This window comes from Sphingobium sp. B11D3D (assembly GCF_025961755.1).
GTDB lineage: Bacteria > Pseudomonadota > Alphaproteobacteria > Sphingomonadales > Sphingomonadaceae > Sphingobium.
Genome location: NZ_JAOQOG010000001.1, coordinates 1,702,062 through 1,722,217, shown reverse-complemented (window position 1 = coordinate 1,722,217; position 20,156 = coordinate 1,702,062). Strand labels below are relative to the sequence as shown.

Here is a 20,156-nt window from a genome sequence, read left to right as displayed (position 1 = left end):
AAGCCCGGAAAGTGACCGCAACGACGTTGGCAATGTCTCCCAAATTTTTGTTCCTTCAACAGTTCATCCGCCATCCGCGGATGGTAGGATCGGTGATCCCCACATCCGACATCGCGATCCACGCCCTGCTTGATCCAGTCGACTGGCAGGATGTGCCTTGCGTCGTCGAATATGGGCCGGGCACCGGAGTGTTCACCCGGCGTATTCTTGAGCGGCTTGGGCCGGACGCGCGGCTGATCGCCATCGACACCAATCCCATGTTCGTGAACCATCTGCGCCAGCATATTGCGGATCCGAGGCTCATCTGCGTGGAAGGATCGGCCGCCGATGTGGAAGCCATTCTTGCGCGCGAGGGCTTCGAGGCGGCGGACTACATCATCTCCGGCCTGCCCTTTTCCACCCTGCCCCCCGCCGTCGCCGACGACATCGCGGCCGCGACGGCGCGTGCGATCCGTCCGGGCGGCCAGTTTCTCGTCTATCAATATTCGCGCTTCGTGCTCTCGCGCCTTGAAGCCAATTTCGCGAATGTGGCGCAGGGCATGGTGTGGCGGTGCATCCCCCCTGCCCGCCTTTTCTGGGCCCGCAAGGGAACCGAAGCGAGTGCCGCGCTCAGCGACGCCGAAAGTTTAGCCGTCGCGTAACGGTATAGTCGGCCACGCCGACCAGAAGATAATCAATCCACCAGCGAAACCGACTGAATGGACTGGCGAGCGCCGCATAAGTGCGGCCGTCGATGACCGTGCTGTCCTTCGCCATCGTGTCGACCAGCGCGCGCGCGGCGCGGGCAAATTCGGCATCCTCGATGCGCAGCATCAGCTCCAGATTGAGGAACAGGCTGCGCATGTCAAAATTGGCGGAACCGACGTAGACGATATCGTCGATGACGATCAGCTTCATGTGCAGCTTCTGCGGTTGATATTCCAGGATTTGCACCCCGGCCCGCAGCAGCCGCCGATAAAGGTGCCGGGCAGCACCGACCGTGGTGGTGTTGTCGGATCGCTCCGGCGTGATGAGCTGGGCGCTCCCGCGCTGAGCGATTCCGGCTATGCGGCGCATGATGCCGGGGCTCGGGGAGAAATAGGCCGCGACCAGATCGAGCGTGCGGCCATGGTGCAAATCTGTCTTCACGCACTTTGCCCAGCTGTTGAGAAAGCGCGTCGGACCCCCGATCAGCCAGCGCGCCTTTCCTTCTCCGGGCTGCCAGGTGCGGACCAGCCGCCGCAACTGGCTGAACCGCTGTCGGCTCTCCAGGCTCCATTTCGCCAATCCCTCATACCACCGGGCGAGATCTGCGACGAGCGGTCCCTCCAGCGCGAGGCCAAGGTCGCACCAGCCGTCCGCGTCCTCGGGGCCGGCGAAGTAGCTGTTCTCGCAATTGAACCCGCCGATCATCGCCCGGCGGCCGTCGCAGATCACGATCTTCTGATGATTGCGGATCAGGTAGCGCATCGATCGGCGTGCACCAAACCGCGCGAAACGCCCGCCAGCACCGATGAAGGCATCGAAGAACCCATCGGGCGTCCGCGCCGATCCGAACGCGTCGATCATCAGTGTGACGGCGGCGCCGCGCTTGCAGGCCTCGACCAGAGCATCGCGGATCAGCCTGCTGCAGTCGTCCGACGCGAAAATATAAAAATAGAGGTCGAGTGTCTTGCGCGCGTTGCCAATCAGATCGAGCAGCGTATCGAGCCGATCCTGCCCGCCGGGCAGCAACCTGAGCTTGTTACCGGCCACCTCGTGCAGGCGATCATCGTGCACGCGCGGTGCCAACGTAGAGACGTTGCCTGTCATGCCCCCCCTCATGCGTCAACCACTCTGCCTTGCCAACCATCACGCGCGCATTCCACATCCTTCAATGCCGGATAGGCGCTATTGTTTCCATGATCGCAGCGCCGCGAGCCTCCCATCGCCCCTGCGATTTTCTTGACTTTCGCTCCCTCGACTGTTAGCCGACAGCCTTTCCCGCATTCTCCTTAATCTGTTCAGGAGCCAAGCATGGCGCGCGTTACTGTCGAAGATTGCATCGACAAGGTTCCCAACCGGTTCGACCTCGTTCTCCTGGCGGCGCAGCGCGCCCGGACCATCTCCGGTGGCGCCGAGCTGACCGTTGATCGGGATCGCGACAAGAACCCGGTCGTCGCTCTGCGTGAGATCGCCGAAGAGACGATCATGCCGGACGACCTCAAGCACGACCTCGTCGGCTCGATGCAGAAGATGCAGATCGACGACGACGATACGCCGGACGAAATCGGCTCGATCGCACGCTCTGCCGAGGCGCTGCGCCTCACCGCTGCGACGCCCCCGCGCTCGCACAGCCTGGGCGCCGATTACGACGGCTAAGCCCCCAGAACATCAGATTGAAAGGCGGTTTCGGCACAGTCGAAGCCGCCTTTTTTGATGCGGCTAGGGACTGAATTCGATGTCAATCGTGCCTTGCCGCGACCGGATGCGGCGCGCGGGGTCCCGGCCTGTGGCGCAAATCGCTGGTTTGCAGCACGCCGCCTGTAAGAAAGGGCTCGACGATGGTCTCGATCCGCCCGGAGCGGCCGGACCGGATCGCGATATTGTAGAAACTGTTGGCGACCACATCAGCAATCTGCACCCCGGCCGAGCGCCTGCTGTCTATCATCTGCGCGCTGCCGCATCGCGCGAGCCTTTTGGCGATATCTTGCCGCACGGATTCCAGCACCAGCGTGTCGTATCGACCCGCATCGATGAAGACCTGCAGACAATCCTCCTCCGCATCCGGTCGCCACTCATCTACCAGTTGGGTGAGTAGAGCGACATAGACGTCGAGGTCTTCGGGACGGCGTCCGGCGTCTTGCGGGTCGGCGCGGATGATGCAAATCTTGGCCCGGGCATCGAACCGGTCGAGCAGTTCGAAGAAGAAGGCGCGTTCGACAAGGCCGATCCGGCTGCCCTTGAGTTCACCGCGCAAACCCACAACTGCCCGAAACCGCGCCAGCAACCGGTCGGCGGCATCAGCCTCGATCTCGACCCCGGCCATGATCATGGCACCCGCGGGCAGGCTGCCGCTTTCGTCAATATAGATGGGCATCCGTCCTCCCATGCCGCTTCTTATAATAGCCGCCTGTTGAAATGAATGTCGCCGCAAAGCCGTTGGGGCTCGCGGCGACAGTCAGTCTTTCGTGTCCACCCTCACCGGGTCAGACGTTTTGCGGCGTCGGATCGCTGATCGGGCCTTTGCGCTTGCCCGTCTTGGGGATCGACGTGCCGGTCACCGGGACGGGAGAGGGCCGGATCTTCTCACCACTCGGACGCACGAGCTCGCCCTTGTCGATCAAAGTCTTGATCTCGTCGCCCGAGAGTGTTTCGAACTCCAGCAGCGCATTGGCCAGCAGGTGAAGCTGATCGAGATGATCGCTCAGCACCGTCTTGGCCCGATCATAACCGGATTCGACAACCTTGCGGATCTCCGCGTCGATCTTCTGCGCGGTCTCATTGGACATGTGGACGCGCTGGCTTTGTGAGTAGCCGAGGAAGGTCTCGCCCTGCGGCTCCTCATATTGCAGCGGCCCCAGCTCGTCGGACATGCCCCACTGGGTGACCATGTCGCGCGCGAGCCGCGTGGCGTACTGGATATCGCCGGAAGCGCCGGACGACACCTTCTCGTGGCCGAAGATCACTTCCTCAGCGACGCGCCCGCCCATGGCGACGGCCAGATTGGCATGCATCTTGTCGCGGTGATAGCTGTAGCTGTCCCGCTCGGGCAGACGCATCACCATGCCCAGCGCGCGACCGCGCGGGATGATGGTCGCCTTGTGGATCGGATCGGACGCCGGCTCGTGAATCGCGACGATGGCGTGACCAGCCTCATGATAGGCGGTCATCTTCTTCTCGTCCTCGGTCATGACCATGGAGCGCCGCTCGGAGCCCATCATCACCTTGTCCTTGGCCGCCTCGAACTCGGCGCTGGCGACAAGACGCTTGCCGCGCCGTGCCGCCATCAGCGCCGCCTCGTTGACGAGATTGGCAAGGTCGGCACCGGAGAAGCCGGGCGTACCACGCGCGATCGTGCGCGCATCGACGTCGGGCGCCAGCGGCACCTTGGCCATATGGACTTCGAGGATCTTGATGCGCCCCTCGATATCCGGGCGCGGTACGACGACCTGACGGTCGAAACGACCCGGACGCAGCAGCGCCGGATCGAGCACGTCAGGCCGGTTGGTCGCGGCGATGATGATGATGCCTTCGTTCGATTCAAAGCCATCCATCTCGACCAGCAGCTGGTTCAGCGTCTGCTCGCGCTCGTCATTGCCATTGCCCAGGCCCGCGCCACGATGGCGACCGACCGCGTCGATTTCGTCGATGAAGACGATGCAGGGTGCGTTCTTCTTGGCCTGCTCGAACATGTCGCGCACGCGGCTTGCGCCGACGCCCACAAACATCTCGACGAAGTCAGAGCCGGAAATGGTGAAGAACGGCACGCCGGCCTCGCCAGCGATCGCGCGGGCGAGCAGCGTCTTACCGGTGCCCGGCGAGCCGACCAGCAGCGCGCCCTTGGGGATCTTGCCGCCCAGTCGCGCAAACTTGCTCGGGTCCTTGAGGAACTCGACGATCTCCTGAAGCTCCTCACGGGCTTCATCGATGCCGGCCACGTCGTCGAACGTCACCCGACCCTGCTTCTCGGTGAGCAGTTTGGCCTTGGACTTGCCAAAGCCCATCGCGCCCCCGGCGCCGCCACCTTTCTGCATCTGGCGCAGAACGAAAAAGGCGATGCCGAGGATCAGGATGAACGGCAGCGACTGGTACAGCAGGATCATCCAGAAGTTTGGCTGCTCTTCGGGCTGGCCGCTATATTTGACCTTATGCTCGTCCAGCAGCGCCGTGAGCTGCGGGTCCGGCACGGCGTAGGTGACGAAACGCTGATCGTTCTTGAGCACGCCACTGATCCGGTCCGGACCGATCGCCACTTCCTTCACCGCATCGGCGGAAACCCGGTCGCGGAAATCGGAATAGGCAATCGCGGTGCCGTTGTTGCTCATGCCCTTGCTGTCGAACACCGTCACGAACATCAGCAGCGCAAGAAACACGCCCGCCAATATGAGGGCGCTCTTGATCCATGGATTGCCTTGCGGCTCTTTGTTATCGTTCATCAACCACTCGCTTTCGCGGTCCAAAATAGGACTTCCTGCCCGGAACACAATGCCCGGAACGGCTTTGGGCTCAGCACGACCTGCGCGGCGGTGCCCGCCGCATCGTCCATCGCGCCCCTCCGGTGACTAGGCAGTCTGCCAAGGTGACGGTCTTACCATCGAAAAGTTGAACAAGCGCTTGATCCAGCGATGGCCCGCGCGGTTTTTCTGCCTGCGGATTGAGATGGGCAACCATGCGCAAGATCAGGCGGCGAAGGAGCTCCGGCGGCAGGTCCGTTCGGGTGAGGTCGGCGCGATCCTCGGCCAGCACAAGGTGCTCGGCGGCGAGCCGGTCCAGCATCCACGCGATGGCGTCCTCCGCTTCGCCCAGCGCTTCCAGCGCGCGGTTCATGCCACTGGGGTCGATGAGATCGCAGCCAGCCAGCGCCTGCCGAACCCTTACGCGGTCGAACCGCTGGTTCTCGTTGCTCGGATCGTCGATGAACGGGACGTTTTCGCTCTGGCACCACGCGCGCAGATCAGCGCGGCGCTCATTGAGCAGCGGCCGCAGCAATGTCCCGCGCCGGGCCCGGATGGCTGACAGTCCCGCCACCCCTGCCCCGCGATTGAGCCGCAGGACGAGCGTTTCAAGCTGATCGTCCGCCTGATGCGCCGTCATCAGCCAGTCGAGGCCCCGCGCCTGCTGCCAATCCTCCAGCAACGCATAGCGCGCCGCGCGTGCCGCCGCCTGAAGATTGCCCTCAAGGGGCTGCGCGACCGTGAAAATGGCGTGGGGGACGCCCTCGCATTGGCACCAGCGGGCCACCATGGCTGCTTCCGCGGCGGAATCGGCTCGCAATCGGTGATCGACTGTCGCCGCCTCAACCTGCCCGGGCCAGCAACGCGCCGCCAGCGCGAGCAGCGCCATGCTGTCCGCCCCGCCCGAGACCGCGATGCCGATGCGCTCGGACGCTTGCAAGTCGCGCCCAAGCAGGTGCTGAACCGCCTCGGGCAATCGCTGCGCGAGCGTGTCAGCCACTACATTTGGCGCGGGTCCGGCCCTTGGTCATCATGTCGCGCACACTGCCCGGCATGTTGGCGCCGAACACCTCGTTCAGCTCGTCATAGGCGAGGCACGCGTCCTTCAGCCGGTTGAGCTGAATGAGCGACTCACCGACCCAGGCAAGGCTCTCGGCCGCGCGGTCGCCAGCCGGGCGTTGCCGGTAGTTTTCGTAGAAAATCTTGGCTGCAGCCGCCGGCTTCTTGTCATCGAGAAACGCACGGCCGAGCAGATTGTGGGCACGGCTGGCGACCGGGTCCTTGCCATATTTGTCGACGGTCTGCTGCAGCTGCACCTGCGCCTCGGGATAGAATTTCGCGGTCCAGAGGCGGAAGCCATAGGTGTAGCTATCCAGCGCGGCGTTGCCGGTGCTGGGGCGCTCGACCGCCGCCACCGCTTCGGTGCGGGCCACGAGGGACGGCTGCGCTGCTGGGCGTGGGGTCGCCGCAGGAGCAGTCTGCGCCGCGCGGTCGGGCAGCGGCGCGCTGGGTGGGCCAAAGGGACTGGCCGGATCGACGGCCGGAGCAGCCTGCGCGGCGCTCATCGCCTTGAAATTCTCTTCCAGCTGACGGAGCCGGTGCTCATTCTCCTCGACCTGACCGGTGAGGCGAGCGAGCTGCGCCTCGACGGCGTTGATTCGCGCCGTCAGATCGGCAATCGGCGTCGTCGCGGGCGCGCCGGCTGCGACACCGGGCGTCGGCGCAGGCGGCGTGACTTCCGGCGCCATGATCTGGCCCGCCCCGCCGGGGAACACCTTGCGCTGCACGGCCCGCATTTCCTGCTCGAGGCGGTCCACACGCCCTTCCACCGTGCGCTGGGCGCTCGCCGGGGCACTGAACAGCAGCGGCAGGCCGGCGCCGGCAAGGAGCAGGGCGCGGACAATCCCGCCGCCGGTCCGTTTGCTGGTCATCTCGTGGGGGGAAAGCTCTGCTGCCATGGTGAAATTCCTGATATGTTCAAATCATGTTGGCCGGTGGCCGAGGCGCAATGAGCGCTGCGCCATCCGTTGACGAGGCCCTGCCTGCTAGCATCAACCCGCCGGCGGTGCATCACCATTGCTGGTCTGCGATGCCGCCGGATCGGTGTCTGTGGGCTGAACGCGGCGTTCAAGCAAAGCCGCAGCCGTCAGCGGAACGTCCGATATCGTCCGCTCGGCAGTCCCGAGTGGCGGGATGGCCTGCCCGCCAACGGTCACCGCCAGCGCGTCCGGACGTCCGGTGAGGATCATCGGGTCCTGCGCCTCGGCCGGGACGGTGAAGCTCTTGTCCTTCTCCAGCGTCCCTTCGAAGAGACGCTTTCCGTCCGGCTGATAGATGCGCAGCCAAACCTCGTTCACCGCAGTCAGGACCACCGGACCATTGGGGCGCGCCTGTGCCGGGCTCTGCGCGGGCGCCGCCGATTTGTTGCGCGGATCGGCGATACGCGGCTCGGTCCGCTGTTCGATCGCAAGCTGGTCGTCGGTCGGCGGCGTGATGTACTGCGTCCGCCAGATCGCGTAACCGCCCGCAAACAGCAGCGCGATGACGGCGGCGGCGATCACCAGATAGCGCGGTGGAACGCTGCTGGGATCGACCGGCTCCTCAATCTCATAAGGGTCCTGCTCGACGCCCATTTCCGCGATTTCTTCACGCACCTTGCTGACAAGGGCATGTTCGTCGATGCCGACCGCGCGGGCATAAGCGCGCGAGAAGCCCGCGCAATAGGTCGTTCCGGGAAGGGCCTGATAGTCACCGGCTTCCAGCGCGGTGAGATGGCGCAAGGTGATCCGCGTGCGGTTCGCAACATCATCAAGTGACATGCCCGCAGCCTCACGCGCCTGCCGCATCTGCGCCGATGCACTCAGTCCGCTGCGCGCGACCGTCTCTTTTTCGTTCGCATCTTCGCGCATTGAGGCCTTTTTCCGTCTATTTTCGGTCTTTTTGCCAGTTCCTTTGTTTCATCAGTCGCTATGCGGTGTCAACGCGCGAATTCGCTGGCGCAGCACCGCACAGGCTCTCAGCCGAGATCGACGCCGTTATCGTCGGCCCATTGCGACAGCGGCTCGCGAAGGTTGGCAACCCCGCCTTTTAGCAAATCGACCGTGACCTGCGACAAGGCCGTGAGGTCCACCGAGCGCACCATTGCCTTGACCGGGCCTATCGAGGCTGGCGTGATCGAAAGGCGGCGGATGCCAAGGCCGAGCAGGGCCATGGCTTCCAGCGTGCGTCCGCCCATTTCGCCACAGACCCCCACCGGCACCCCATGTTCGGAGCAGGTCCGCGTGACGCGTGCGAGAAAGCGAAGGATCGCAACGCTCAGCCAATCGTAACGCTCAGCCAGTTTGGGGTTGGCGCGGTCGGCAGCGAACAGGAACTGGGTGAGATCGTTGGTGCCGATGGAGAGAAAGTCCAGGTCCGGCAGCACGAAGTCGAGCGCTTCGGCGAGCGCCGGCACTTCCAGCATCGCGCCATATTTTACGCTCTTGGGAAGCTTTCGGCCTCGCTTTGCGAGCCAGTCCTTCTGTTCGCGAAACAGCGTCATCGCTTGCGTCAGTTCCCAAGGTTCGGAGATCATCGGGAACATGACATGCAAGGTCCGTCCGGCTGCGGCCTCCAGCAATGCCCGGGCCTGCGCCTTCATCAGGCCGTCTCGCTCAAGGGCGAGGCGCACCGCGCGCCAGCCCATGGCGGGGTTTTCCTCATCGTCGGAATCGCTCTTGCGCAGATAAGGCAGCGCCTTGTCCCCACCGATATCGACCGTGCGGAAAATGACCGGACGGTTGCCCGCTGCGTCGAGCACTTCCTTGTACAGCCGCTGCTGGCGCTCGCGCTGCGGCAGGGTGGCCGAGACGAGGAACTGGAACTCGGTGCGGAACAGGCCGATCCCATCGGCGCCCGTCACATCCAGCGCGGCGACATCGTCGCGCAGGCCGGCATTCACCATCAGCTCGATGCGCTGGCCATCCTTTGTCTCCGCCGGCAGATCGCGCTGCCCAGCATAGGCCGCGCGCCGCTTCTGCGTGAGCGCCAGGCCGCTCTCGAACGCCTCGTCCATCGGCTCGGAGGGGCGGATGTAAAGGCGGTTCTGATTGACATCGAGCAGCAGCAGATCGCCCTCGTTGATCAGCGCCCGGGTATTCTTGACCCGGCCCAACACCGGCACGCCCATCGCCCGCGCCACGATGGTGACGTGCGCGGTCAGCGAGCCTTCTTCCAGCACGACGCCCTTCAACCGCCGCCGGTCATATTCCAGCAATTCCGCCGGCCCGAGATTGCGCGCGATCAGGATCGTGTCCTGTCGCAGGCCAAGCTGTGCTGCCGTGCCGAGCTGCCCGGCCACGATCCGCAGCAGGCGATTGGAAAGATCCTCCAGATCGTGCATCCGGTCCTGCAGCAGCGGATCGTCGATCTGCCGCATCCGCATCCGGGTGCGTTGCTGCACCCGCTCGATTGCCGCCTCGGCCGTGAGGCCGGAGTCGATCGCTTCGTTGATCCGCCGCGACCAGCCTTCATCATAGGCGAACATCTTGTAGGTCTCGAGCACCTCCTTGTGCTCGCCGTCCATGCCGAACTCGGCCTGCCCCGCCATGCGCTCGATCTGCTCGCGCATCTTGGCGAATGCCGAATACACGCGCTGCCGCTCGACCTCGACATCCTCGGCGACGGTATGCTCGATGGTCACGCGCGGCTGATGGAACACCGCGTGACCGCGCGCCATGCCCATCACGAGTTGCAAGCCCGAGAGGATGCTCGCGCCCGTCTCGAGCGGGCGATCTTCGCCGGGATTTTCATCGACCAGATTGGCGTTGTTGATCAGCTCGGCGAGCACCATCGCCACCGTCTGCAGCGCCTCGATCTCGACTTCCTCATAACCGCGCGGGTCGAGATGCTGGACGCACAGCGCGCCAATCGCATTCTCACGACGAACGATCGGCACACCGGCGAAGCTGTGGAAGCGCTCCTCACCCGTTTCCGGCCGATAGGCGAAGTCGGGATGGCCGGAGGCTTCCTCGAGATTGAGCGTTTCGACATTCTGGGCGATCGTGCCAACAAGGCCCTCGCCCGGCGCCAGGCGCGTGACGTGAACGGCCTCCTGCTTGAGGCCGCGCGTCGCGAACAGCTCCAGCATGCCATCGCGCAGCAGGTAGATCGAGCAAACCTCGCTGGAAAGCTCCTGACCGACGATCTCGACGACCTTGTTGAGCTTCACCTGGGTTTGCGTGCGCGCCGCCATCACCTCGTGGAGGCGAGAGAGAATTCTGCGCGCGGCCGTGGCCGCACTGCTCGATGGGGATTCCGGGCGCCGCGTTTGATCCATGCGTTCCTGCTATCAGAAACTGCCGCCGGGAACCAACCTCGTCTCGATCTTTCCGGGCGAGAAACCCGGCAAAAACGATGTTGGAATGGCGAGCAGCAGAGGAAGAAAGCCAGTCGGAAAAGAAGGAGACGCGGCAGACACGCAAGCAGGCGTTGAAACGCGCAACAACGCGCCCCTTATGCACCTGTCATTTGACCGGCCCTTCAGCACGGCACCTCTCCCGACGTCTTGTTCTTTTCGGCGGTCGCACCAGTCGGCGCGTTCGCACCGCTGTAAACGGAACGCCGTGATATCGCTACCCGTTAACCAATGACCGACAGGCTGGCTGCGAGAGCAGCGCCGCGGTCAGCCGACCCGGCGGGTCAACGCGGCCCTCGCCTCGGCCATCAGGGTCGTGATGATCTCGGCGACGGGTTCTTCCTTCGTCACCATGCCCACGGACTGGCCGGCCATCAGCGAGCCATTTTCGATGTCGCCATCGATCACCGCCCGCCGCAGGGCACCGGCCCAATAATGCTCGATCTGCAGCTGCGCTTCACCCATGTCGACCTTGCCGTCGTCGAGCAGTTGCGCGACTTCACGCTGCTTGGCGGTGAAGGCGTCGGTTCCGGCGTTGCGCAGGGCGCGCACGGGGATCACCGGCAGCCGCGAGTCGATCTGCACGCTGGCAATCGCATCGCGCGCCGAAGCCCGGAAGAATGCCTTCTTGAAATTGGCGTGGGCGATGCTCTCGCTGGCGCAGGCAAAGCGAGTGCCGAGTTGCACGCCGGCCGCGCCCATGTCGAGATAAGCAGCGATCGCCTCGCCATGGCCGATGCCGCCGGCCACGAAGACCGGCAGCTCGCTTGCCATCACCGGGAGGATTTCCTGCGCGAGCACGCTGGTCGCCACGGGGCCGATATGGCCGCCCGCTTCCATGCCTTCGATGACCAGCGCATCGACGCCCGACCGGTGCAGCTTCTTGGCCAAGGACAAGGCTGGGGCGAAGCAGATCACCTTAGCGCCGCTCGCCTTGATCGCCTCGATGCTGCCCTTGGGCGGGAGGCCGCCGGCCAGCACGATATGCGTCACCGAATGGCGCGCGCAGACTGCGATCAAATCGAACAGCTGCGGGTGCATGGTGATGAGGTTTACGCCAAAGGGCTTGTCCGTCATCGCCTTGGTCGCCGCGATCTCGGTATCGAGCAGGTCTGGGGTCATGGCGCCGCACGCGATCAGGCCGAAGCCGCCGGCATTGCTGACAGCGGACACCAGATGCCGCTCGGACACCCAGCTCATCGCGCCACAGATGATCGCGGTCTCGCTGCCGAGAAATGCGGTGCCGCGGGCCATGAGGGAAGAAAGACGGTCGGTCATCACGATACCCAATCTGACCCTTCCCACCGGGAAGCGACGGCAAAGAGGAGATCAGCGGCCGACCGGATGCCGGCACGCTGCCTCGGAGCCTCTCCCGAACGGAAGCGGCTCCAAATAGATCAAGCGGGCGCCTGCTCCGCGTCGAGACCGTAGGCGGTGTGGAGCACGCGAACGGCCAGTTCGGTCTCGTCCTCGTCGATCAACACCGAGACCTTGATCTCGCTGGTGGAGATCGCCTCGATATTGATGCCGCGCTCGGCCAGCGTCTTGAACATCGTCGCCGCAACGCCGGCATGGCTGCGCATGCCAACACCCACGACGCTGATCTTGGCGACCTGATCGTCGGTGATGATGCGACGAAAGCCGATCTCGTTCTGCAGCTTCTCCAGAATGTCGACGCTGCGCGCGAGGTCGGTACGGGGGACGGTGAAAGTCACGTCCGTCTCCGCATTATCCTTGCTGTCATTCTGGATGATCATGTCGACATTGATGCTCGCATCGGCCAGAGGGCCGAAGATGCTGGCAACCGCACCGGGCTTGTCCGGCACGCGCGTGACGATGATCTTGGCTTCGTTCTTGTCATGAGCGATGCCGGTGATGAGCTGCCGTTCCATGTCGCTTTCCTCAATTTCTGCTTCGCTGACGATCATCGTGCCGGGTTCGGGATCGTCCCCTGGCGCGTCGAAGGAGGAGAGCACCTGCACGCGCACCTTCTCCTTCATCGCCAGCGCGACGGACCGCGTCTGCAGCACTTTCGAGCCGACACTGGCCAGCTCCAGCATTTCCTCATAGGTAACCTTGTCGAGCTTGCGCGCCCGGCTGACGATGCGCGGATCGGTCGTGTAGACGCCATCGACATCGGTATAGATATCGCACCGATCGGCCTGCACGGCGGCCGCGACCGCCACGGCGGAGGTATCCGACCCGCCACGACCCAGGGTCGAGACCCGGCCGCTCTCCATCTGCCCCTGAAAGCCCGGAATGACCGCGACCTGCCCGGCGGTCATCGCCGCCAGCAGGCCTTCGATCTCGACCGTGTCGATCCGCGCCTTGCTATGTGCCTCGCTCGTGCGGATCGGCAACTGCCAGCCCAGCCAGCTGCGCGCATCGACGCCCAGCGCCTTGAGCGTCATCGCCAGCAACCCGGACGTCACCTGCTCGCCGGCCGCGACAACCACGTCATATTCGGCGGGGTCGTAAAGTGGGCTGGCTTCCTTGCAAAAGTTGACCAGGCGATCGGTCTCGCCGGCCATCGCGGAGACGACGACCGCGACCTCGTTGCCCAGGCCAACCTCATGCTTCACCCGAAGCGCAACGTTGCGGATTCGCTCCATGCCGGCCATCGACGTGCCGCCAAATTTCATCACAATACGCGCCATGGACTTGCCGCGGACCTTTCTTGGACTATCAAGGGGGCATGAAATGCCGACGGATCGGTATTCACCGGCCTTCGAGCCGGCGCCCTATTAGTCAGCAGGATCGGCAATGGCAAGCGAACCGCACAGCAGCACCATCGACCCCAAAGAAGCCGCGCATTTCGGCGCGCACGCGGCCGATTGGTGGGACCCCAATGGCTCCAGCGCCATGCTCCATAAGCTGGGACCGGTGCGCCTTGGCTTCATCCGCGCCGCCATCGACGCGCACTGGGGTGGATCGGCCCAGGATCTGCGCCCGCTGGCCGGCAAGAGCGTTCTCGATGTCGGCTGCGGGGCCGGGCTCGTCGCCGAGCCGCTCGCCCGCATGGGCGGCGCCGTGACGGCCGTGGATGCGGCGCCCGAGAATATCGCCATCGCCCGTGACCATGCCGCCGCAATGGGCCTGCCCATCGATTATCGCAATTGCGGGGTGGAGACGCTGAGCGATCCCCAATTCGACCTGATCACGGCCCTGGAAGTCATCGAGCATGTCACCGATCCGGCGATGTTTCTCTCCGCCGTCGCGCGGCTGCTCAAGCCGGATGGGCTATTGATTATCTCGACCCCAAACCGGACGCCGCTCTCCAAACTGATGGTGGTGACGCTGGCCGAAGGCTTCGGCCGCATCGCGAAGGGGACGCATGACGCCGCCCGCTTCATCACCCCGGAGGAGATGGAAGCCCTGCTGTCCGACCGCGGCCTGCGCGTCACGACGACCAAAGGCCTGATGGCCGACCCTCGATATGGCTTCGTGCTCAGTGACAATCTGTCCGTGAACTACATTCTCTCTGCATCGTTCTCATCGGACGACATCCTCCAATCTGCGAGCACGCCAGCCTGATGACTGCTGCCCCGACGACAACTTCGTCTCACGCCAATCCCCTCCGCAGTCTCGAACATGCCATGACATGGCTGGGCGAGAACTGGATCGAGGTGGCCATCGCCGTGGCCATCGGCATCGCCATCTATTTTGCGCTGGGGCTGCTCAAGCGGATCGTGCAGCGCCTGCTGCTCAGGGCGGCACACAGCGCCCCGATCATGGGCGTCGCCGCCAGCACCGTCGGGAAAACCGGGCATCTGTTCATGATGCTCATCGCGGCGCGCCTCGTCGTCAATTATTTCCCGGTGCCGCCGGCATTGTTCAATGCGATCAACTTCCTGTTCATCGTGGTGACGGCCTGGCAGATCGCGGCCTGGGTGCGCCACATGGCGCTCGGCTTCATCCAGATGCGCTCGGACCCGGAGCTGGGCGGCAGCGAAGCCCTGGCCAACGCCAGCGGTCTTATCAAAGTCCTCCTCTCCATCGCGATCTTCGCCGTTGCGGCCATCGTCGTGCTGGACAATCTGGGCGTCAACGTCACCGGTCTTGTGGCCGGTCTCGGCATAGGCGGCATCGCCATTGGTCTTGCCGCCCAAGGCATTTTCTCGGACCTGTTTGCGTCGCTCTCGATCATTTTCGACAAGCCGTTCAAGGTCGGCGATGCGATCAATTTCGGTACGCAGACCGGCGTCGTGGAGCGCATTGGCCTCAAATCCACGCGCCTGCGCGTGGTGACGGGCGAACGCATGATCGTCTCCAATGCGCAATTGCTGAACAAGGAGATCACGAGCTACACCGGCCTCGATCGCCGGCGGGTCAAGTTCGCCATCGGCGTCATCTACCAGACCCCGCCGGCCGAAGCGGCGAAAATACCCGATCTGCTACGAGAGATCGTCAACGCGCATGGCGGCGACTTCGTGCGCTCGGGCTTCATTGGGTTCGGGGCGAGTTCACTGGACTTCGAGCTGGAGTTCGATGTGCACTCGCATGATTGGGATCAGGTTTACATGATCCGCCACGCGATCGGCCTCGATATTCTCGGCCGCTTCAACGATCTCGGGCTGGAATTTGCCTATCCCACGCAGACCACGTTTACCGCCGATCCGGCCGGCAAGATGATCATGCCCTACCCTGTTCTTCACGAACTGCCGGGCGCTCTGGCCCCGCGCAGTATCGGGAGCGCCGATCAGGCCACGTCGGAATAATAGCCGGCCCACACATGGTTCTGTTTGCGCTCGATCCGCATGAGCGCAAGCACGGCAACCATCATCGCGAGCAGCGCCAGCGCGGTGAACACCGGCCAGACCGATTCCGGCGACACCATCAGGCTGAGCACGGCGCTCGCCATCAGCAGCGGCACGAACAGAACCGTCGCGAGCGCGGCGCGCTTGCGGGCTTTCTTACGCTTGGGGGCCGTACGCCAGAACCAGAGGCACAGGCCAACGCCAATCGCCGCAGGGACGATCTGCAGCCAGGCAAAGGGCATGCGATAGAGGAAATAGGCCGACACGCCGACAGTCGCGAGTACCACCAATAATGCGAGAATTCGTGCTAGGCGCACGTACAGCCTCCTCCAATCGCGACCCGGCAATTGCCGGTCCTCGGCCTTTACGACCGCTTCAAAACCCTATTGTCGTTCAACTTCGTTGAGCATCCGTTATAATCGCCTCGCCCCATAAAGTTCCGGGCGAAAGATATCCGCTGGCGACATTCATGGCGCCCTCGCGATCATGAGCTAGCAGCAAGGCGCCATCGAGGTCCACCCAATCGGCGAACTGTGCAAGCAGAAAGGCAGGCGCAATGCCGAGCGAGCTTGCGAGCATGCAGCCGACCATGATGCGCTTCCCCGCGGCCCTTGCCGCATGGGCCATGGCGAGCGCCTCGGTGAGTCCACCGGCCTTGTCGAGCTTGATATTGATTGCTTGATAGGCCCCAAGCCGCGCGAGATCATCCAGCGACTGGCAGCTCTCGTCCGCGCAGATCGGCACCGGCAGAGCCAGCCCGGCCAGCGCCGCATCAGCCTGTGCCGGCAAGGGCTGCTCGATCAATGCGACGCCCAGATCGGCCAATGCACGGGCTTGCGCCTGCACGTCCAGATCGGCCCAGCTCTCATTGGCATCCACGATCAGGTCGACATCCGGCGCACCTTGGCGCACCGCTTCGATGCGGGCCTGATCGCCGTCGCCGGTGAGCTTGCACTTGAGCAGCGTGAACCCCCGCGCCCGCGCGTCTGCGGCCGCCTGCGCCATCTTCTCCGGCGTATCGAGGCTGATCGTATAGGCCGTCCGGACCGGCTGGGGCGCCTTCAGTCCGGCCAGCGCCCAAACCGGCTTGCCGGTCCGCGCTGCCTCCAGATCCCACAGTGCGCAATCGAGCGCATTGCGTGCGGCGCCCGGTGGCATCAGGGTGCGCAACGTCTCGCGGTCCGGCACGCCGCCCTGCGCCTGCACGAGCGCCTCGATCGCAGCCGCACACCCTTCGGCCGTCTCGCCATGATAATAGATCGGCGTGCCCTCGCCTCGGCCGATGAATATGCCATCCGTGACCACGCACATGACCACATCGACAAACGTCTTGGCGCCACGGCTGATGGTGAAAGCGTCGCGCACGGCGAAGCGCTCGACCGCGACTTGCTGCAGGCCAATGTCGATCACTGCCAATCCGACCTCATGAGAACGGGCGATCAGCCGCGCGGCAGATCATCGTGGCGGGCAATCCATGCCTCGACCACTGGCGCAATGCGGTTCCGCCATTTCGAGCCATTGAAGATGCCGTAATGGCCGACCGTCTCGGCGAGATAATATTGCTTCATCTCGTCCGGCAGGTTCGGGGAAATCTTGAGCGCCGCCCTCGTCTGGCCGATGCCCGAAATATCGTCATTCTCGCCTTCGACCGCGAGCAGCGCGACATCCGTGATCGCTGCCGTGTCGATGCGGACGCCACGATGCATGAACTCGCCCTTGGGCAGGCTGTGCTTCTTGAACACCTCATTGACGGTCTGCAGGTAGAATTCGGCGGTCATGTCGCAGACCGAGCGATATTCCTCGTAGAACTTCTTGGTCGCGTCCGCGCTCTCATCATCGCCCTGAACGAGGTGACGGAACATCTGCCAATGGCTCATCAGGTGGTTGCCGAGGTTCATGGTCATGAAGCCGGCCAGTTGCATGAAGCCGGGGTAGACCTTCCGCCCGGCGCCGGGATAATTGAACGGAACCGAGGTCACGACATTCTGGCTGAACCAGCTCAGCGGCCGCTCCTGCGCCAGCTGATTGACGGCCGTCGGCCCCTCGCGAGTATCGATCGGGCCGCCCATCATCGTCAATGTGCGCGGACGGCACGGATGCTTGGAGGCGGACATGAGGCTCGCGGCAGCCAGACAGGGCACCGACGGCTGGCAGACCGCCAGCATATGTGCGCCCGGTCCGATATGCTCGAGCCACCCGACGAGATAATCGACATAATCATCCAGATCGAACGACCCGTCGGAAAGCGGCACATCGCGGGCATCGCGCCAGTCGGTGATATAGACGTCATGCCCCGGCAGCATCCGGGCCACCGTGCCGCGCAGGAGCGTCGCGAAATGGCCGGACATCGGCGCGACGATCAGCAGCTTGGGGTGCCGGCCCTCCTGCCCTTCCCGCACGAAATGACGCAGCTGGCCGAAGACCTGGCGCGCCTCGATGACTTCGTGCACCGCTACGGTCTGCCCGTCCACCTCGGTAGTCGGCAGGTCGAAGGCGGGCTTGCCGCGCGGCGCCGCGGCATGCGCGAACACATCCAGCGCGGAGGCGAGCATCGGACCGCCACCGAAATAAGCAAAGGGATTTGCGGGATTTTGGAGCAGTTCCACGCTCGCGGTCGCCATGGCACTGGCGCTTGCCAGAAAGCTGCGCTGAATTTCATAGGCACTATAGAGCATGTGTTTCCTTACTCGGGGCCATCTGTCTAAACCAGCACATCCAACGCCCTGACGCCAGCGCCGATAACGGGCTTAGAAGCACTAAATAGTGCCGACGCGTCTCCTTTGCCACACCAGAAGGCACAGCGCAGGTGCAAAAGCCCTCCCCTTGGTTGCAAAGTTGGTCTAGGGCGCGGCCATGGCTACCTCGGCGTCCACCCCAGACAATGACGATCGGCGCAAAGCGGGCGATCTTGGCAATCTGCGACTGATCTGGCGCGCCGCGCTCCGCTACCCCGGCCGCATAGCCGGCGCCGGCTTCGCCCTGGTTCTCGCCTCTGCAGCAACGCTTGCCATCCCCAGTGGTTTCAAGCTGGTCATCGATCGCGGTTTTGCTTCGGGGCTCGATGGGGACATCAGCCGCTGGTTCCAGTATCTGCTGCTCATCGTGGTCATCCTGGCCTTTGCGACCGCCATGCGCTTCTACTTCGTCGCCTGGCTGGGCGAGCGCGTGGTGGCCGATCTGCGGATCGCCGCGCAGGCCAATCTGCTGCGGCAGGAGCCGGCCTTTTTCGAGCATAACCGCCCCTCCGAGATCGCCTCTCGGATGACGGCGGATACGGCGATCATCGAGCAGGTCGTCGGCTCGACGGTCTCGGTGGCGATGCGCAATCTGCTCACCGGTTTTGGCGGCATCGTCTATCTGTTCATGCTCGCGCCGCGCCTTACGGCGATGCTGCTGTTCGGCATTCCCATCGTGCTCGGGCCGATCATTCTGGTCGGTCGGCGCCTGCGCGCGCTCTCGCGCAACAGTCAGGATCGGCTGGCTGCGGTCGGCAGCATCACCAACGAAGTGCTGAGCGCCATGAAGATCGTCCAGGCCTTCGGTCAGGAAGAGCGTGAAGCCGGGCGGTTCCGGCGCGCGGTCGAGGACAGCTTCCGCACGGCCCGCCAGCGCATCACCCTGCGAGCGGCCATGACCGCGACGATCATTCTGGTGATCTTCGGCTCCATCACCCTCATCATGTGGCAGGGCGCGCTTGACGTCGCGGCGGGCCGGATGTCCGGCGGCAGCATCGCGGCCTTCGTCATGACGGGTGGTCTTGTCGCGGGTGCCTTCGGCGCGCTGACGGAGGTCTATGGCGATCTGCTGCGCGGGGCCGGGGCCGCCACACGACTGAGCGAACTGACCAGCGCCGTCTCCGAAATCCGCCAACCGGCCCGGCCGGTCGCTATCCCGCAGCCCGGCCAGGCGCGACTGACGTTCGAGAACGTGGCCTTCCGCTATCCGACGCGGCCGGATTTGCCGGCCCTCATGGATTTCTCGCTGGATGTCGCACCGGGCGAGACCGTGGCCATCGTCGGCCCATCCGGCGCGGGCAAATCCACGCTCCTTCAGCTTGCCGAGCGGTTTTACGATCCGTCCCACGGGCGGGTCCTCCTCAACGGCGTCGACCTGCGCGAGGCAGACCTGCTGAGCCTGCGCAGCATGATCGCCCTGGTGCCGCAAGAAACCGTGATCTTCGCCGCCAGTGCGCGCGACAATCTGCGTTACGGACGCTGGGATGCCACCGACGAGCAGTTGATGGAGGCCGCGCGCGCAGCCAATGCTGACGGTTTTCTCAAGGCGCTGCCGCAGGGCTTGGACACCGAACTCGGCGAGAGCGGCGCCCGCCTCTCCGGCGGCCAGCGCCAACGCGTCGCGATCGCCCGCGCGCTGCTCAAGGATGCGCCGCTGCTGCTGCTCGATGAAGCAACCTCGGCGCTGGACGCAGAATCCGAGAGCCTGGTGCAGGATGCGCTCGCTCGCCTGATGAAGGATCGCACAACCATCGTCATCGCCCACCGCCTGGCGACCGTCCGCGCCGCCGACCGCATCGTCGTCCTCGATCAGGGCCGGATCGCCGACATCGGCACCCACGCGGACCTGATTGCCCGCGGTGGCCTCTATGCGCGGCTCGCATCGCTGCAGTTCGACGAACCGACCTGATCGGAGATTACCGGACGTTGGCACGGCGATCAGCTGTTGCTGATGCGGCGCCGGCTCTTAGCTGCTTAGCTCGCGCAGGGGCCGCATGTTTGGCCCGGTAGCCGCGTTGGCCAAGTGGGCGACCGTCACATAAGTCGGCTGCGTCGGTGTTCAGGATCTCACGTGGAAGCACCGAGACCGGCAATGCGCCCATGCACTTCCAGGTCTAAGAACGGGTTCAGAATC

The 20,156-nt window shown here is 64.2% G+C and carries 17 protein-coding genes; 5 read left to right on the top strand and 12 right to left on the bottom strand.

Annotation, left to right across the window (positions count from 1 at the left end):
* Window positions 1-80: 80 nt before the first annotated feature.
* Window positions 81-641: a class I SAM-dependent methyltransferase gene (locus tag M2334_RS08125; protein ID WP_264605182.1), complete on the top strand. Its 561-nt coding sequence runs from the start codon at window positions 81-83 to the stop codon at window positions 639-641.
* Here the strand turns inward: M2334_RS08125 and M2334_RS08120 are convergent.
* Complete coding sequence (locus tag M2334_RS08120; protein ID WP_264605181.1) at window positions 610-1,791, bottom strand: phospholipase D-like domain-containing protein; 1,182 nt, start codon at window positions 1,789-1,791, stop codon at window positions 610-612. The two genes, M2334_RS08125 and M2334_RS08120, sit on opposite strands and share 32 nt — an antisense overlap.
* A 204-nt stretch (window positions 1,792-1,995) precedes the next feature.
* Between M2334_RS08120 and rpoZ the strand changes: the two genes are divergently transcribed.
* Window positions 1,996-2,340, top strand: coding sequence for a DNA-directed RNA polymerase subunit omega (rpoZ, locus tag M2334_RS08115; RefSeq protein ID WP_181559744.1), 345 nt, complete (start codon window positions 1,996-1,998; stop codon window positions 2,338-2,340).
* An 82-nt stretch (window positions 2,341-2,422) separates the two neighbouring features.
* On the opposite strand, the gene M2334_RS08110 is transcribed toward rpoZ, so the two are convergent.
* The 8 genes from M2334_RS08110 to M2334_RS08075 form a co-directional block, all read right to left on the bottom strand.
* Complete coding sequence (locus M2334_RS08110) at window positions 2,423-3,058, bottom strand: DUF3800 domain-containing protein (RefSeq protein WP_264605180.1); 636 nt, start codon at window positions 3,056-3,058, stop codon at window positions 2,423-2,425.
* Window positions 3,059-3,167: 109 nt separating this feature from the next.
* Window positions 3,168-5,117: an ATP-dependent zinc metalloprotease FtsH gene (gene ftsH / locus M2334_RS08105; RefSeq protein WP_181559746.1), complete on the bottom strand. Its 1,950-nt coding sequence runs from the start codon at window positions 5,115-5,117 to the stop codon at window positions 3,168-3,170.
* A 70-nt stretch (window positions 5,118-5,187) separates the two neighbouring features.
* Entirely contained in the window at window positions 5,188-6,135 is a 948-nt protein-coding gene (tilS, locus tag M2334_RS08100) for a tRNA lysidine(34) synthetase TilS (RefSeq protein WP_264605179.1), read from the bottom strand.
* Window positions 6,128-7,093, bottom strand: a complete 966-nt coding sequence (locus tag M2334_RS08095; RefSeq protein WP_413716435.1) for a hypothetical protein — start codon at window positions 7,091-7,093, stop codon at window positions 6,128-6,130. Before M2334_RS08095 ends, tilS begins: the two co-directional genes overlap by 8 nt.
* Before the next feature lie 93 nt (window positions 7,094-7,186).
* Window positions 7,187-8,044: a helix-turn-helix domain-containing protein gene (locus M2334_RS08090; protein ID WP_264594421.1), complete on the bottom strand. Its 858-nt coding sequence runs from the start codon at window positions 8,042-8,044 to the stop codon at window positions 7,187-7,189.
* 107 nt (window positions 8,045-8,151) lie between these two features.
* On the bottom strand, window positions 8,152-10,452 hold the full coding sequence (ptsP, locus tag M2334_RS08085; RefSeq protein WP_264594420.1) for a phosphoenolpyruvate--protein phosphotransferase: 2,301 nt from the start codon (window positions 10,450-10,452) through the stop codon (window positions 8,152-8,154).
* Between the two features lie 345 nt (window positions 10,453-10,797).
* Window positions 10,798-11,808, bottom strand: coding sequence for an NAD(P)H-dependent flavin oxidoreductase (locus tag M2334_RS08080; RefSeq protein ID WP_264570374.1), 1,011 nt, complete (start codon window positions 11,806-11,808; stop codon window positions 10,798-10,800).
* 119 nt (window positions 11,809-11,927) lie between these two features.
* Window positions 11,928-13,187, bottom strand: a complete 1,260-nt coding sequence (locus tag M2334_RS08075) for an aspartate kinase (protein ID WP_264605178.1) — start codon at window positions 13,185-13,187, stop codon at window positions 11,928-11,930.
* Window positions 13,188-13,293: 106 nt separating this feature from the next.
* On the opposite strand from M2334_RS08075, the gene ubiG reads away from it, so the two are divergent.
* Window positions 13,294-14,064: a bifunctional 2-polyprenyl-6-hydroxyphenol methylase/3-demethylubiquinol 3-O-methyltransferase UbiG gene (gene ubiG / locus M2334_RS08070; protein WP_264605177.1), complete on the top strand. Its 771-nt coding sequence runs from the start codon at window positions 13,294-13,296 to the stop codon at window positions 14,062-14,064.
* 62 nt (window positions 14,065-14,126) lie between these two features.
* Window positions 14,127-15,248, top strand: coding sequence for a mechanosensitive ion channel family protein (locus M2334_RS08065; RefSeq protein ID WP_264605176.1), 1,122 nt, complete (start codon window positions 14,127-14,129; stop codon window positions 15,246-15,248).
* Here the strand turns inward: M2334_RS08065 and M2334_RS08060 are convergent.
* The 3 genes from M2334_RS08060 to M2334_RS08050 form a co-directional block, all read right to left on the bottom strand.
* Window positions 15,230-15,604, bottom strand: coding sequence for a hypothetical protein (locus M2334_RS08060; protein WP_181559754.1), 375 nt, complete (start codon window positions 15,602-15,604; stop codon window positions 15,230-15,232). The two genes, M2334_RS08065 and M2334_RS08060, sit on opposite strands and share 19 nt — an antisense overlap.
* Window positions 15,605-15,680: 76 nt before the next feature.
* Window positions 15,681-16,703, bottom strand: a complete 1,023-nt coding sequence (gene dgcA, locus M2334_RS08055; RefSeq protein WP_264594416.1) for an N-acetyl-D-Glu racemase DgcA — start codon at window positions 16,701-16,703, stop codon at window positions 15,681-15,683.
* Between the two features lie 23 nt (window positions 16,704-16,726).
* Window positions 16,727-17,962: a polyhydroxyalkanoate depolymerase gene (locus tag M2334_RS08050; RefSeq protein WP_264587282.1), complete on the bottom strand. Its 1,236-nt coding sequence runs from the start codon at window positions 17,960-17,962 to the stop codon at window positions 16,727-16,729.
* 178 nt (window positions 17,963-18,140) lie between these two features.
* Here M2334_RS08050 and M2334_RS08045 point away from each other — a divergent pair, with 178 nt between their 5' ends.
* Complete coding sequence (locus tag M2334_RS08045; protein WP_264605175.1) at window positions 18,141-19,931, top strand: ABC transporter transmembrane domain-containing protein; 1,791 nt, start codon at window positions 18,141-18,143, stop codon at window positions 19,929-19,931.
* The last annotated feature ends 225 nt before the right edge of the window (window positions 19,932-20,156 follow it).

What these genes read in the sequence shown, in the direction of transcription:
- M2334_RS08110 (WP_264605180.1), bottom strand. Translation starts at nt 3,058, where the DNA reads ATGCCCATCTATATTGACGAAAGCGGCAGCCTGCCCGCGGGTGCCATG.
- M2334_RS08075 (WP_264605178.1), bottom strand. Translation starts at nt 13,187, where the DNA reads ATGGCGCGTATTGTGATGAAATTTGGCGGCACGTCGATGGCCGGCATG.
- M2334_RS08045 (WP_264605175.1), top strand. Translation starts at nt 18,141, where the DNA reads ATGGCTACCTCGGCGTCCACCCCAGACAATGACGATCGGCGCAAAGCG.
- ftsH (WP_181559746.1), bottom strand. Translation starts at nt 5,117, where the DNA reads ATGAACGATAACAAAGAGCCGCAAGGCAATCCATGGATCAAGAGCGCC.
- M2334_RS08065 (WP_264605176.1), top strand. Translation starts at nt 14,127, where the DNA reads ATGACATGGCTGGGCGAGAACTGGATCGAGGTGGCCATCGCCGTGGCC.
- M2334_RS08090 (WP_264594421.1), bottom strand. Translation starts at nt 8,044, where the DNA reads ATGCGCGAAGATGCGAACGAAAAAGAGACGGTCGCGCGCAGCGGACTG.
- M2334_RS08095 (WP_413716435.1), bottom strand. Translation starts at nt 7,093, where the DNA reads ATGGCAGCAGAGCTTTCCCCCCACGAGATGACCAGCAAACGGACCGGC.
- M2334_RS08050 (WP_264587282.1), bottom strand. Translation starts at nt 17,962, where the DNA reads ATGCTCTATAGTGCCTATGAAATTCAGCGCAGCTTTCTGGCAAGCGCC.
- rpoZ (WP_181559744.1), top strand. Translation starts at nt 1,996, where the DNA reads ATGGCGCGCGTTACTGTCGAAGATTGCATCGACAAGGTTCCCAACCGG.
- M2334_RS08080 (WP_264570374.1), bottom strand. Translation starts at nt 11,808, where the DNA reads ATGACCGACCGTCTTTCTTCCCTCATGGCCCGCGGCACCGCATTTCTC.
- M2334_RS08120 (WP_264605181.1), bottom strand. Translation starts at nt 1,791, where the DNA reads ATGACAGGCAACGTCTCTACGTTGGCACCGCGCGTGCACGATGATCGC.
- ubiG (WP_264605177.1), top strand. Translation starts at nt 13,294, where the DNA reads ATGGCAAGCGAACCGCACAGCAGCACCATCGACCCCAAAGAAGCCGCG.
- ptsP (WP_264594420.1), bottom strand. Translation starts at nt 10,452, where the DNA reads ATGGATCAAACGCGGCGCCCGGAATCCCCATCGAGCAGTGCGGCCACG.
- M2334_RS08125 (WP_264605182.1), top strand. Translation starts at nt 81, where the DNA reads ATGGTAGGATCGGTGATCCCCACATCCGACATCGCGATCCACGCCCTG.